Origin of the sequence: Kitasatospora sp. NPDC097691, from assembly GCF_040302665.1 — a bacterium.
In the GTDB taxonomy this organism is placed as follows: Bacteria; Actinomycetota; Actinomycetes; order Streptomycetales; family Streptomycetaceae; genus Kitasatospora.
The window spans coordinates 1-14220 of record NZ_JBEORY010000083.1 but is presented as its reverse complement, the minus strand read 5'-3'; the positions used below and the strand labels follow the sequence as shown (position 1 = coordinate 14220).

Annotated in this window: 6 protein-coding genes; 3 read left to right on the top strand and 3 right to left on the bottom strand. The window is 77.0% G+C overall.

Translation table 11 applies throughout. The features are described from left to right. Window positions 1–25: 25 nt before the first annotated feature. The 3 genes from ABTY56_RS35820 to ABTY56_RS35810 are packed head-to-tail and all read left to right on the top strand — an operon-like array spanning window position 26 to window position 4375. Entirely contained in the window at window positions 26–1411 is a 1386-nt protein-coding gene (locus ABTY56_RS35820; protein ID WP_350633743.1) for a 2Fe-2S iron-sulfur cluster-binding protein, read from the top strand. After that, window positions 1408–3597, top strand: coding sequence for a xanthine dehydrogenase family protein molybdopterin-binding subunit (locus tag ABTY56_RS35815; protein ID WP_350633741.1), 2190 nt, complete (start codon window positions 1408–1410; stop codon window positions 3595–3597). The genes ABTY56_RS35820 and ABTY56_RS35815 overlap by 4 nt, the downstream gene beginning before the upstream one ends. Window positions 3598–3610: 13 nt before the next feature. Continuing rightward, window positions 3611–4375 carry a class I SAM-dependent methyltransferase gene (locus tag ABTY56_RS35810; RefSeq protein ID WP_350633739.1) on the top strand — a complete coding sequence of 255 codons (765 nt, stop codon included), beginning with the start codon at window positions 3611–3613 and terminating at the stop codon, window positions 4373–4375. Window positions 4376–4451: 76 nt separating this feature from the next. Here ABTY56_RS35810 and ABTY56_RS35805 read toward each other — a convergent pair whose 3' ends face one another. The 3 genes from ABTY56_RS35805 to ABTY56_RS35795 form a co-directional block, all read right to left on the bottom strand. After that, window positions 4452–7154: an AAA family ATPase gene (locus ABTY56_RS35805; RefSeq protein ID WP_350633737.1), complete on the bottom strand. Its 2703-nt coding sequence runs from the start codon at window positions 7152–7154 to the stop codon at window positions 4452–4454. 60 nt (window positions 7155–7214) lie between these two features. Beyond that, window positions 7215–10181 (bottom strand): condensation domain-containing protein, encoded by a 2967-nt coding sequence (locus ABTY56_RS35800; RefSeq protein ID WP_350633735.1) that lies wholly within the window; start codon window positions 10179–10181, stop codon window positions 7215–7217. Between the two features lie 259 nt (window positions 10182–10440). Then, the gene (locus tag ABTY56_RS35795) at window positions 10441–13938 is read right to left on the bottom strand and encodes an AfsR/SARP family transcriptional regulator (RefSeq protein ID WP_350633733.1); all 3498 of its coding nucleotides are present in this window, start codon (window positions 13936–13938) and stop codon (window positions 10441–10443) included. Between the last annotated feature and the right edge of the window lie 282 nt (window positions 13939–14220).

The following is a 14220-nucleotide window of genomic DNA, read 5'->3' as shown; positions in this document are numbered from 1 at the left end:
GGTGCGGAACAGTCGAGGTGACGGGGTGGAGCTGCTCCGCCCGGCGGACGTGGGGGCCCTCCTGGCCGCCCTGCGGAGCGGGGCGGTACCCCTGGGCGGCGGCGCCGGCCTGATGTCGGCGGCCTTCGCCGACGCCTGGGGCCGGATCACCGCGGACCTGGGCGGGCTCGGGCTGGACCGCGCCGTGGACGGCAGGGTCGGCGCGATGGTCCCGCTGTCCCGGATGGCGGCGTCGTGTGCCGGGCGTCCGGCGATCGCCCAGGCCGTCGCCGCCACCGGCCACCCCGGGGTCAGGCGGCTGATCACCGTCGGCGGTGTCCTCGGGGCCCGGTCGCCGCGCGCCGACCTGCCGGTCGCCCTGGCCGCGTCCGGCGCGACGGTCTCCGTCCTGGACGCGGCCGACGGCACGGTCCGCGAGCTGTCCCCGCTGGACCTGTGGACCCTGCCCGGCCCGTTCGCCGTGCTCTCGGTGGACCTCGGGCCGGCCGCTCCGGGCGTCTACCGCCGGTTCACCGGACATCAGACGATCGCGCCCAGCCTGGTCTCGGTCGCGGCCGTCCGGCGCCCGGACGGCGGGATCACGGTCTGCGTCGGAGCGGGGCTGCCCCGCCCGCGCCTGGTCGAGCCGGACCGGCTGCCCGGGCCGGACGAGCTGCTGGACGACGGGGAGGCGTCGGCCGGGTACCGCCACCGGATCATGCGGCTGCTGGTGGCCGAGGCCTGCGAGGCACTGACCACCGGGCCGGCCGGGCTCCCGTCCGGACCGCAGCGCGCCGCTGCCCCCCTCGGCGACGGACCGACCTGCGCGGGGCCCCGCGCCGACGGCCCGACCTGCGCTGCTCCCGGCACCGACGTCGTGGTCGACGGCACCGCGCGGCCCGTGCCGGACGGATCGAGGCCGACCGACAGCCTCGCCTGGTGGCTGCGCGACCACGGGCACCGAGCGGTCAAGGTCGGCTGCGAGGAGGGGACGTGCGGAGCCTGCACGGTGTCGCTGAACGGCGAGCCGGTCCCCTCCTGTCTGGTGCCGGTGGCCCGGCTCCGCGCCGGCGACCGGGTCGACACCGCCGCGACCCTGGCCGACCGGCCCGCCGGACGCGCGGTGATCGGGGCACTCGCCGAGGCCGCCGCCGTCCAGTGCGGCTTCTGCACCCCCGGCGTCCTGGTGTCCTGCGGCTCCTGGATGGACCGGCACGGGGGACTCCCCGCGGACGAGGACGACATCCGAGACCTGCTCGCGGGCCACCTCTGCCGGTGCGGCGGGCTGGCCGCCGCCGCCCACGTCCTGCGCGGGGTGTGCCCCGCCGACACCGAAACCGACGCCGACGCCGCCGCCATCCCCGACGCCGACGCCGACGCCGACACCGACACCGCAACCGGCGCCGACGACCGCCGGGAGGTGACGGCATGACCACCCGCCACACCCACACCCGGGACCGCGCCGCGGGACTCGCCCGGTACGTCCTGGACGACCAGCCGCCGGGCGGCCTGTACGCCCGACTCGTCCGGGCCCGCGGGCCGCACTCCGAGGTCGTCCTCGACTCCACGGCCGCCCTCGCCGTTCCCGGCGTGGTCCTCGTCCTGACCCCGGACGACGACCCGGGCATCCGGTTCTCCACCAACCCGCACGGCAGCCGCGACGACACCTCGGTGTTCACCCGGGAGGCCCGCTTCCCCGGTGACGTGGTCGGCGTCGTGATCGCCGAGTCCCGGGCCGCCGCCCGCGCCGGGTCCGCGGCCGTGACCGTCCACGAGCGGCCGCTGCCCGCCGTGCTGGACCCCGCCAGCTCGCTCGACCCGTCCTGCCCCGCGGCGCACCGCGACCACCCCGGCAACGAGTTGGCCCGTTTCGCGATGGGCTGCGACGAGGCCGACCTGGACCGGGCGCTGGCGGGCAGCGCGCACGTCTTCGAGCACACGTCCCGGATCGACGCGGGGCCGCACCACTTCCTGGAGCCCGTCGCCGCCGTCGCCCGCTGGGACGGTCAGGGCCGCTGCCTGGTGCGCTCGGCGACCCAGTGCCCGGGGCCGAGCAGTGCGCTGCTGGCCCGGCTGCTCGACGTGGACCCGGCGGATGTCCACTACGAACCGGTCGCCATCGGCGGGTCGTTCGGGGGCAAGGAGGAGTTCCTGCTGGACGCGGTGGCCGCCCTGGCCAGCCGGGCGGCGGGCGGTCGACCGGTGACCGTCGAGACCGACCGCCGCGAGATGACCACCGCGTTCCGCGTGCGGCACGCGGCGACGGTGCGGGTGGTGACCGGTGTCGACACCGACGGCCGCATCCTCGCCCGGCACATCGACGCGGTGTTCGAGGGCGGCCCGTACGCGGGCCACTCGCCCAGCGTCACCGCCAACGGACTCGCGCTCGCACTGACCCTGTACCCCGCCCCGGCCACCCGGGCGACGGGGGTGTGCGTGTCGCTGAACCGGGTGCCCTCCGGGGCGGTCCGCGGCTACGGCGCACCGCAGGTGCTGTTCGCCGTGGAGAGCCAGCTGGACGTCATCGGCAGGCGGCTGGGCATCGACCCGGTCACCCTGCGCGAACGCAACGCCCTGCGCACCGGCGATCCCGACCCCCTGCACGGCTGGCCGGTCCGCTCGTTCGCCCTCCCCTCCTGCCTGCGGGCCGTGCAGGCGCCGCAGGCCGACTCGGGGCCGGCCGCACCCGAGCGCCCGTCGGGCGGACGGCTGCGCCGCGGCTCCGGGATCGCCGCCCTGGTGAACCTCAGCGGTCTCACCGGCGTCGTCGGCACCGACCGGGCCGAGGCGGGCTGCCGGATCGAGCGGGGCCGCGTGCTCGTCCTCACCGCCTGCCCCGACGTCGGACAGGGCATCCACACCGTGCTCGCCTCGGTCGCCGCCGAACGGCTCGGCGTGCCACCGGAGCTGGTCGACGTCGAGGTCGACGCCGGGCAGGCCGACGCCGGCCTGTTCGCCTCACGCGGTTCCTACCTGACCGCCGGCGCCGTCGCGCAGGCCGCCGCGGAGCTGCTCCGCCGGGCGCGTGAGCTGTCCCCCGACGGGCTGCTCGGCCCGGACGGACGGCTGCGCGCGGACCTGGAGGGGCTGGCCGCCGGCGGCGCCTTCGCCGCCCCGGACAACGCCCTGGTCGCCGGGGCCCAGGCCGCCGAGGTGGAGGTCGACTGCGCCACCGGTGTCATCCGGGTGCTGCGCGTCGACTCCGCGCACGACACCGGCCGGGTGCTCCAGCGCGCCCAGGCCGGGGAACAGGTCCGGGGCGGAGTGCTGCAGGCCGTGGGCATGGCGCTGACCGAAGGCGTCCGGTTCACCCCGGACGGCGCCGTCGAGCAGACCGCGCTGCTGGCGCACGGGGTTCCCCGGCCGCCGTGGCGGATCCCCGTGGAGGTGCACCTCATCGAGGAGCCGCACCCCGTCGGCCCGCTGGGCGCCAAGGGCCTCGGCGAGTCGCCGGTGATGGGGATCGTCCCGGCCATCGCCAACGCGGTGCGCGACGCCACCGGTGCCGAACTCGACCACGCCCCCTTCACCCCGGAACGGGTCCTGGCCGCGCTTCGCGCCTCGCCGGACCCGACCGTACGGGCCTGGGCCGGCGACACCTTTCCACCAACCGACTGAGAAGAGGATCCCCATGGGCCAGAACTGGTCCTCGGACGCCGAGCTGGCGACCGACTTCGACGCCTACGACGACCTCACCGAACAGGCCGTCGGTTTCCCCCTGGTGTTCCGGGCGCTCGGCCTCGAACCGTCCGAGCCCGGCCACCTGCTCGACTACGGCTGCGGCCCGGGCCGGGTGTCGCTGCTCGCCGCGCGGGCCCATCCGGCCCTGCGGGTCACCGGCGTCGACATCTCCCCGCACATGCTGGGCATCGCCACCGAGCAGCGCACCCACGAGCGGGTGCGCTACCGGCAGATCGACAGCGCCGACCTGTCCTTCCTGCCGGACGGCTCGGTGGACGCCGCCATGTCCTGCTTCGTCTTCATCAACATCGGTGAACCGGAGACCATCCGGGCGGTGACGGCCGAGGTGTACCGGGTGCTGCGGCCGGGCGCCCGCTACGCCGTCCTGGACTCCAACCCGGAGACCACCGGAATCCGCTTCGCCACCTTCCGCACCGGCGAACCGGGGCGGCGCTACGCCTCGGGCGAGTCCCGTCGGGTGCAACTCTTCGGCTCGACCGGGGCCTTGGAGATCGAGGACTTCCACTGGCCGCTCGACTTCTACCGGGACGTGCTGTCGGGGGCGGGCTTCGCCGAGGTCGAGGTCCGCACGCCGGTCCTGGCCGACGCCCTGGCCCTGGGGGCACCCGCCGTACCGCTGCCCGGGGGAGAGGCGGCCCCCGAGGCGACGCACGCCCCGATGGTGCTCGCGGTCGGCACCAAGCCCGCCGCCTGATCCCGCGGCCCCTCGCCGCCCCGCCCCTGCGGCACCGCTATCCCGCGGCCCCTCGCCGCCCCGCCCCTGCGGCCCGCTATCCCGCGGCCCGTCCCGGTCCGGCCGCGACGGGCCGCGGGGCCGCCGTCCGCCCCCGTGCCTGCGCCCGGAGGGCGGCGTCGGCCGGGCCGTCCGCCGTCACCGCCGACCAGGACGGACGGCGGACCGCCGGACGTTCCGCCGCAGAGGACCCGCCCCCCAGGGAGGCGTGCAACTGGGTGCGCCGGGCGATGCCGAGCTTGCGGTAGACGTTGGTGAGATGGAACTCGACCGTCCGCTGGGTCACCGTCAGCCGCTCGGCGATCTCACGGTTGGACAGGCCGTTCGCCGCCAGTCCCGCCACTCGGCGCTCGTGCGCCGTCAGCGCCCAGCGGTGCCCGACGGGACCGGGAGCGCGGCCGTCGCCCGGGCGGCCCAGCGCCGCGAACCGGGCCGTGAACGGGGCCGGGTCCGCGATGCCGGGCCGCACCTGCGCCGTGGGCCCCGCGTCCGGGTCCTCCCGCTCGCAGGCGGCGGCTTCCTCGGCCCGGCCGAGCTCGCGCAGGGCCCGGGCCGCGGGGGCCCGCCAGCGCAGGCCCCGGCGGTGCGCCGGGTGGACGGCGGACAGGCGCCGCCCGCAGTCCAGGAGTTCGGCCAGGGCCGCCTCCGGCGCGCCCTCGGCCAGCAGCAGCCCGGCGCGGGCCAGCCGCAGCCGCAGCGCACCGACGGTCAGCGGGAGCCCGCCGGTCAGCCGGAAGCGCTCCAGCACCGCCCGGGCGGCGTCGGGCCGGCCGCTGCGGACCTCCAGTTCGGTCCAGATCGCGATGCTCCGCAGCGCCCACGGCGTCCGGGACCGGAGACCGTGGCACTCCAGCACCCCGTCCAGGGCGGTCCGGGCGTGCTCCCGGGCCTCGTCGGGCTCCTCGCTCGCCAGGTGGACCCGGGCCGCCAGCACGTGTCCGGCCGTCGCGTCCTCCTCGGCGCGGTGGTCCAGCGCGTATTCCAGCGCCTGCCGCGCACAGTCCAGCGCTGCTCGCGTGTCCCCGGTGAACAGCAGGGCGTCGACCAGCAGTTCGTGCTCCCAGCGGGCGGCGTCGGGGCCCAGCCGCGCCCAGTCCGGTGCCCAGCCCGCGGCCGCCGTCGGATCCCCGGCCGTCAGCAGCGCCAGCGCCCGCCGGGTGGCGGAGGGTCGCGGCTCGCCGTGGTCCGTCGAGGGGTGCGCCCCGGGTGCGTCACCGCCCGCGCAGGCGTCCTGCGCGGGGCCGCGGGTCAGCAGCCGGAGCCCGGCCGACGCACCGTCACGCGCCGTGCCGCAGAAGGCCCCGAACATGGTCCGGGCCGTACGGGCCAGGACCGGGACGCCCTCGGGGGCCTGAGCCTCGTAGACGATCAGGGCCGCGGTGGCGGCCAGCCGTTCGGCGTGCGCCCCGGTGGTGGAGGCGTCGAGCGCCCGCTCCAGCCGGACCAGGGCCGTGACCGGGTCCGCCCCGGCCTCCGCCAGTGCCAGTTCGCAGAGCACCTCCGGCCGTTCGCCGTCCTCCAGCGGCTGCTCCAGGGCTCCGCGCAGGCAGGCGACCGGCAGGGCGACATCGTCCAGCGGGGCGTCCGCGGCCACCCGGCGCAGCAGCGGGGCCACCCAGGGCAGCCGGACCGGGGCGCCCGCCAGCAGGTGCCCGGCGACGTCGGCGGGCGGCGCGCACTGCTGGTAGAGCCGCACGGCCGCCTCCGCGTGCCAGCCGGCCCGTTCGGCGTCGGGGACCAGCGCGCGCACGCCGTCCCGCAGCAGCGGGTGCCGGAACCGCGTCCCGTCCGCGGCGAGGACGCCCATCGCCGTGAGGACCCGCCGCACCTCCGTGTCGCCGCCGGAGACCGCCGCGACCTCGCCGACCAGGCGCGGTGCGGCCGGCTCCAGAACGGACAGGCAGCGGGCGTACTCCGCGGCGTCCGGCGACTGGCGCCGCAGGCGCTCGACCATGCGGACGGCCGGCTCCGCGGCCCGGAGCGCGGCGTCGTGCGGCAGGGGGGACCCGTTCTGCTCCGCATCCAGCAGGACCCGTAGCAGGGCCGGGTTGCCGCCGGCGTCCCGCAGCACCTCCGGCGCGCCGGCGGATCCCTCGCCTCCCCCCGCCGCCGCCGCCGCGAGAACGGCCACCTCCTGCCCGGTCAGCTCCGGGACGGGGATGTGCCGGGCCCGTACGAGCAGGTCGGCGAGCAGTTCCGGTGCGCAGCCGCGCTCGGCCGGGCAGCGGGTCACCAGCAGCACGACCGGGGTGCCCGGGCAACGGCTGAGATAGTGCAGCCAGCGCAGCGACTGCGGATCGGCCCAGGTGACGTCGTCGACGGCGAGCAGCAGCGGCGTGTCGAGCGAGAGCCGGTGCACCGCCTCCTGCAGCCGTTCCACGGCGGCCCGTTCCACGGCGGGGGTCACCGGGGCGTCCGGAAGGGACGGGCCGGGCACCCGGTGCCCGAGGAGCTGCCGGGCCACCCCGTACGGATAGTCCTGCTGGTGCGGCCCGGCGGCGGCCTCGCGGACGGTGAACCCCCGACGCCGGGCGCGGTCCGCGGCGGCGTCCAGGACGGCCGAGGTCCCCGCGCCCGGCAGCCCGGCCAGGCACACCACGGCCCCGCGGCCGCCCTCGGCCCGGGCCAGCGCCCGCTCCACCTCGGCGAGTTGGACGTCACGCCCGACCAGGGTCGCTCCGGCGTGCGGTCCGGCCGGCGGCCGGGCCCCGGGCTGCGGGTCGGGTTCTTCCACGAACATCCTGGCTCTCCAAGCGACGAGGTGTCAGCGTAGGGCGGGCCTCCGCGGGCCCGATGGCGGTCAGTGCCCCGTCGACGGTCCGACCGGCTCGCGCAGAGCGGACAGCCACTGCTCGACCTGGGGCCGGGAGAGCAGGTCGCGCCGGTGGACGACCAGGCCGCGCAGCCCGCGGCCGGTGTCGGTGACCCACAGGCTCAGGTCGAACAGCGCCCGGTCGAGATCGGGCAGGGCCGCCTCGCCGGTCCGTCCGTCCAGGGTGAAGGCCTCCGGCGGGTTGCCGGCCAGGAAGAGCGCCCTGGTGTGCGCGGCCGGGTCGGCACCGGCCCGGCCGACGCCGCGAAGCGCCTCGGTGACCCGGTCCGAGGGGACGTCCTGGTGGAGCAGGGTCCAGCGGACGCCCTCGTGGACGGCCTGCACGGTCGCCGCGAGGCTCGCCTCGCGCGGCGTGTCGACCACGACCGGCAGCAGGTTGACGAAGTTCCCCATCACCTCCCCGGCCTCCGGCACGTAGCGGCCGGGGAACGGGCAGTAGAAGGCCAGTTCCTCGTTGACGACGCCGGGGCGCATCGCGTGCAGCACCTTGGCGGCCGCCAGGACGAAGCTGGTCACCCGGTAGCGCCGCGCCTCCGCGGTGTGCCGCCGGTAGGCCTCGCCGTCGACCGTGAACGGCACCGAGGCGGCCGGCACCGGGCCGGCCGGCCAGGGGGACTCGTCGGCCAGCAGCACCGGCGGGACCCCGGTGGGCAGCCGCTTGCGCCAGGCGTCCAGCAGGTCCCGGCCGCGGTCGCCGTCCAGCACCCGTCGCTCGGCGGCCGCGACCGTGGCCAGCGAGGGCCTGCTGCGGGCCCGGAGGAAGGCCTCCTCGTCTCCGCCCGTGTACGCCTCGCCGACGTCCTCCAGGAACCGGGAGTAGGACAGGCCGTCGCAGACCGCGTGGTCGATCCGCAGCACCACCGCGAAGCCCGGCTCCGTCCGGCGGACGCACAGCACCCGCAGGTGGCGCCGGCGCGCACCGCCGTCACCGCCGCCGTCGGGGCCGGTGCCGGCCGCCTCCAGGTCCGCGATCCGGCGGGCCTCGGCGCACAGCCCGTCCCAGTCGACGTCGCCCAGGTCGACCGCGTCGACCGTCGGCGTCCACTCCTCCTCGCGGTACTGGGGCCCGGCCTCCGGGTCGGCCCGGTACCCGCTGCGGAGCGCCGGGTTGACCCGGACCGCCAGCGCCACCGCGCGCTCCAGCCTGGCGCGGTCCAGCGACGCCCCGGCGAAGTGGAAGACCTTGCAGATCACGCTGACCGCGGCGGCGCCGTCACCGCCGAGGTCCCCCCGGCGGACGCCGAGGCTCATCCGGTGCGGCAGGGCGCCCCAGCCACCGGGCGCCTCGGGCTCCGGCCGCCGCTCGCGGTGGGGTGCCGCCGCCCCGGCCACGGCCCGGGCGCGCTGCACCTCGACCGTGAACTCGCCCAGCCGGGGGGCGTCGAACAACGTCTTCAGGGACACGTCGACCCCGAGCCGCTCGGCGACGGCGGCGACCAGCGCGTCGGCGAGCAGCGAATGACCGCCCAGCTCGAAGAAGGAGTCCTCCGCCCGGACTCCGGCGAAGCCCAGGATCTCCTCCCAGATGGCGGCGACCGCCGCCAGCAGTTCCGGGTCGGCGCAGACCGGGTCCGCGGCCGGGCCGGGGGTGCCGGTGCCCACGGCCGCCGCCACCCGCGCGCTTGCGGTGGCCCGGACGACCGTGGCGGACACCGGGGTGTCCGGATCGGCGGCGATGTCCTCCAGGATCCGGACGTAGTCGCCGACCAGCTCCGCGACCAGGGTCGGGCCGAGCGCCCCCCGCGGGTCCTTCCAGAGCAGGTTCGTCCCGGAGCTGTCCTGGCGCACCATCGCCGCCAGGGTGAACCCGGCGGTGCTCTCCATGGGCTGGAGGGCGAGCACGGCGTCCGAGTCCAGGCCGGTGAGCCGCACCTGCTGCACGTCCACCCCGTCGCGGGTGGTGGCGTCCCACACCTGGAAGACCGTCTGGTGGGTGCGGGCCTGCGCCTCGGGGCCGGTCAGGCCGGCGGCCCGCATGATGGCGGGCAGGGGCAGGTCCCCGTGCGACAGCGCCTCCTTGAGCCGGCGGTACACCCGCGGCAGCAGCTCGGCGTACGAGTCCGCGTCGTCGACCCGGCAGCGCACCGGCAGGGTGTTGACGAAGTAGCCGACGCTGTCCCGCAGCGAGGCGTCGGAGCGCCCGTGGTACGGGATGAACGCCAGCAGGTCGGCGGCGCCGGTACAGCGCCGCAGCAGCGCGAAGTACCCGCCCAGCAGGAGCGCGGTGTAGGAGACGCCCAACCGGGCGGCGCGGTCCCGCAGCCGCGCCGTCAGGTCCGCCGGGAGCGTGCGGGCGACCGCCGTGTACTGCGGCCGGTCGACACCGTCCGGCAGCCGGAAGTCCGGTGCGCCGCCGCCCAGTTCGCGGCGCCAGTACGCCCGGTGCGGCTCTCCCTCCGGTCCCTCGGCCAGCGCCCAGCTGCGCGCCGCGTAGTCCGCCGCCGGTCCGACCGGCGCCTCGGGCAGCGGAGTCGGGTCCGCGTAGGCCCGGCGCAGCGCGTCGAGCACGAGCAGGACGGACGCGCCGTCGTGGACCAGGTGGTGCACCGCGAGCAGCAGCACCGTCCCGTCCGGGCAGTGCAGCAGGTCGACCCGGGCCAGCGGTCCGGTCCGCAGGTCGAACGGGGACTGCCAGGCGCGGCGCACCGCCTCCACGCGGGCCGACTCGGTGTGCGACTCGCGGACCGGGATCTCGGGCGCGTCGGACCAGTCCAGCACCGGCCGGCCGCCCTGTTCGGAGACCCGCCCGCGCAGCTGCGGCCAGGCCCGGCCGACGGCCCGCACCGCCCGGGCCAGGCGCTCGGGATCGACCCGGCCCCGCACCAGGAACGGGGTGGGGATGATGTGCGTCCACTGGCCCGGGTCGCGCTTCCAGGCCACCCACATGGCCTGCTGCCCGACGGAGAGCGGGATGTGCTGCGGAGCGGTGTTCACTCGCGGTCCTTCCTGGATGCTGCCGACGTTCCCGGGGCCAGGGGCCCGAGGGACCGGGCGGCAGGCGTGCGGGACCAGGGGTCCGCGCCGGCACGTCCGGCTCGCCGGGCCCCCGGTGGGCTCGATTGTGCTGGCCAGCGGCTCCGGGAGGATCGACGCACGTTCAACACCGGCCCGGGACGCCGGCCGTCCCGGGAGACCGCCGGGCCTCGGCCTCGGCCCGCCGCCCACCCTCCGTTGAACGGACGTTGATCGATGCTCAGCCGGACTCTGCGACAGTCCTCCTGCCAGCACTCCCGTACACCGGAAGGTTCCCGCCGATGCCCGTCGGTTCCACGTCCCCCTCCCACCGCACCCGGCTCACCGCGGCGGTGCTCCTCGCCGGCGCCGCGCTGCTCCTCGCCGCCCCGTGGTCCGCTCCGGCTGCCGCGGCCGCCGCCGACGGACGGTCGGCGGTGATCGCCGGCGTGTCGGCGCAGGACACCGGGTCGGAACCGCTCGAGTGGAACACCACTGGCTCGTGCGACACCTGCAACGTCCCCAGGTAATGGTCCGGGGCCGCCACGGCCGGAACCCGTTCGACCTGCGCCGGCCGGCGGCCGTACTCCTCGCCGCCGTCCGGGGGACCGTCGCTCCCGCCGGGTCGGCCGTCCCCCCGGACGGCCCCGCCCGTCGCGTCGAGCAGCAGCCGCGCCTCGGCCGCCTCGGGCAGCTCCAACTGCCGGAACAGGTCGAGCGCCTGCTGGCAGCGCAGGCGCGCGTCGGCGGACCGGCCGACCCCGGCCAGCGCCCGCGAGAGGGCGAGCAGGGCCTGGCCCTCGTCCCGTCGGGAGCCGGTCTCCAGGCACAGCCGCAGCGCCCTGTCGGCCTGGTCGACCGCCTCCCGGGCCCGGCCGACCGTGCGCAGGGTGTCGGCGAGCTGGTAGCGGGCCCGGGCCTCCCGTCCCCGCAGGCCCGCCCGCCGGGACAGGTCGATGCACTCGCCGTAGCGGGCGACGGCCTCGTCATGGCGGCCGAGCCGGTGCAGGGCCACGCCCAGCACGTAGTGCGCGTAGCCGGCGGACGCCGGGTCGGACCGGCTGTCCGGCTCCGCGAGCACCCGCCCGCAGGCCTCGACCGCCTCGTCGACGCGCCCGCTGCGGACCCGGGCCAGCGCCGCGTTCAGGGTGGTCGCGGTCGCCCCGGAACGGTGGCCGAGCTCGTGGGCCAGGGTGATCGCCTCGTCGAAGCACACCACCGCCTCGTCGTAGCGGTGCTGGAACTGCGCGACCATCCCGAGGTCGTTGAGCGCCTGCCGGAGGATCGCGGTGTCTCCCGCGATCCGGCCCAGCCGCCCCGCCTCCCGCGCATGGGTCTCGGCCTCGGCGAGCCGGGAGGACTGGAGGGCGAGGTTGCCGTTGAGGAACCGGGCCCGGCCCAGCGTCCTGGCGTCGTCCACGCGGCCGGCCGCCGCGAGCACGGCCCGGGCACCGCGGGCCAGCAGCTCCTGCCGGACCTCCCAGCCGAACGGGGTCAGGGCGATCAGCAGGTCGGTGGCCTCGCTCACCGCCCGGTCGCCGTGCTCACCGCGGGCGCTCTCCTCGGCGGCGGCGACCACGCCCTCGAACTCGGCGACCGCCCACGCCCGGGCCGCCCGGACGTCGGCCAGCGGCTCGCCCGCGGAGCGGGCCGGCCCGAGCATGCCGCTGACCGGGTCGCCCGGTACCGCCCGCTGGAACGCGGTGCAGGCGGTGGCCAGCAGGAAGTCCAGCCACCGGGACCGGGCCGCGGCCGCCTCGCCGGGCAGCTCGCACCGGGCCCGCTGCCGGGCGAACACCCGCAGCAGGTCGTGGTAGCGGTACCGGCCGGCGGCCGGGCTCTGCAGCATGGCCGCGTCCACCAGCGACTCCAGCAGTTCCTCGGTCTCCGGTTCGTCCGCGTCCAGCAGCACCGCGGCGGCGGCCACCCCCACGTCGGGCCCGTCCGCGAGGGCGACCAGCCGGAACGCCCGGGCCTGGGCCGGGGTCAACTGGCGGTATCCCAGTTCGAAGACGGCTTCGACGGCCAGGTCGCCGACCCGCAGCTCGGCGATCCTGCGCCGCTCGTCGGCGAGTCGCCGGGTGAGCGACTCCAGCGACCAACTTCGCCGGGACGCCAGCCTGGTGGCCAGGATCCGGACCGCCAGCGGGAGGAAACCGCAGGCCGTCACCAGGTCGAGGGCCGCCTCGTGCCCGCGGTTCAGCCGCTCCGGGCCGACCAGCCGGCCGAGCAGTTCGAGGGCCTCGACCGGGGTGAAGACGTCGAGGTCCACCTCGGCGTCGGTGGGGAGCCCGAACAGTCGGGGCCGGCTGGTCGCGATCACCGCGCAGCCCGCCGAGCCGGGCAGCAGGTGCCGCAGCTGTGCGGCGTCACGGGCGTTGTCGAGCAGGACCAGGACCCGTCTGCCGTCCAGGGAGGACCGGTACAGGGCGGCCCTCGCCTCCAGCCCGTCCGGTACCGCCTCGGCGGGGTTGCCCAGGGCGATCAGGAACTCGGCCAGCACGATGGAGGGGTCGGCGGGCTCCTGGTCGACGCCGCGCAGATCCGCGTGCAGCTGCCCGTCGGGGAACCAGCGGCGGGTCCGGTGGGCGACGTGGACGGCCAGCACGCTCTTGCCGACGCCGCCCATGCCGGCGACGGCCAGGACGGCCGGGGCGCCGCGCCCGGCACCGGTCAGCACCTCGCACATCCGGCCCACCACCGCGGTACGGCCGACGAGATCGGTGGTGTCGGCGGGGAGTTGCGCGGGCGTGGGCAGCGGTGCCCGGGACCCGTGGTCGGGTACGGCGGCGCGCCGGGACGGCCGCTCGTCCGGCCCGGCGGGCCCGGCTTCCGCGGGCTCGGCTTCTGCGGGCTCAGTGGGCTCGGCGGCCGGCGGCCGGTCCGGCGCCGGCCGGGCCGGGCCGGAGGCGAGCAGCCCGGGAGGCCCGGGAGGCCCGTCCTCCCGGGCCGGTGCGAGCAGGCGGGGATCGCCGGCCAGGACCCGGCGGTGCAGTTCGGTCAGTTCCGGGCCGGGGTCCAGGCCCTGATCGACGATCAGCCGCTGCCGGATCCGCTGGTAGACCTGCAGCGCCTCGGCCTGGCGACCGCCGGCGAACAGGGCCTGCATCAGCAGTCCGTGGGCGCTTTCGCGCAGGGGGTTCTCGGAGACGAAGGCGGTGAGGTCCGGGACGGCCAGGGCGTGCCGGCCGAGCCTCAGCGCCAGGTCGAGGCGCTGCTCGATCAGCGTGAGGCGCAGCTCGGTGAGCCGGGCCCGCTGGCGCTGGGCGAACGGACCGGGAAGCCTCGCCAGCGGGTCACCCCGCCACAGGGAAAGGGCCTGCAGGAGAAGGGAGTCGGCCTCCTCCCACCGCTCGAACGAGCGGGCCTCGGCCGCCCGGGCCGCGAGCTCCTCCGCCTGCCACAGGTCCAGTGCGTTCGGCGGCACCACCAGACGGTAGCCGTCCCCGGCCGACACCAGGACCACCGGTGCCACGGAACGGTCCGGCTCCATCAGCCGTCGCCAGCGCCAGGCGTAGGTGCGTACGGTGGTGACCGCGGCGTCGGGCGGCGACTCGCCCCACAACCCCTCGATCAGGCAGGTGATGGTCGCGGAACCGTTGGGGCTCAGCAGGAGCACCGCCAGCATCGCCTGCTGCTGCGGGGTCCCGACCGCGAGTGGCGTCGACCCGCGGTGCGCCCGCATGGATCCCAGCACCCCGAACCTGAGATCGCGTTCCTGGTCGTACCGATCGTTCACCTGTTCTCCGTTCACCTGCGCAGGACATCTCGACACCGCGGAAGCACCGCCCCGGCCGGCGAGGGGCGCTTCCCGTCCCGCCCAGCTCTACGGGCCCTTCGCCGACGCCGGTTCAGCAGGCCACCACAGGCCGCACGTGGACGAACGTCCCGATCCGGCCCCAAGCGCCCCACCCGCTTCCACCAACCTTTGTCGTCGTGGCCGCTGGCCGAACGAGGGGACACCTGTTGAGCCGGACACCACTGGCGCTGAGCCACGGCGAGCCCGTCGACCTCACCGCCG

Excerpts from the sequence above, each read along its gene's own strand:
- ABTY56_RS35815 (WP_350633741.1), top strand. The coding sequence starts at position 1,408 with ATGACCACCCGCCACACCCACACCCGGGACCGCGCCGCGGGACTCGCC.
- ABTY56_RS35810 (WP_350633739.1), top strand. The coding sequence starts at position 3,611 with ATGGGCCAGAACTGGTCCTCGGACGCCGAGCTGGCGACCGACTTCGAC.
- ABTY56_RS35805 (WP_350633737.1), bottom strand. The coding sequence starts at position 7,154 with ATGTTCGTGGAAGAACCCGACCCGCAGCCCGGGGCCCGGCCGCCGGCC.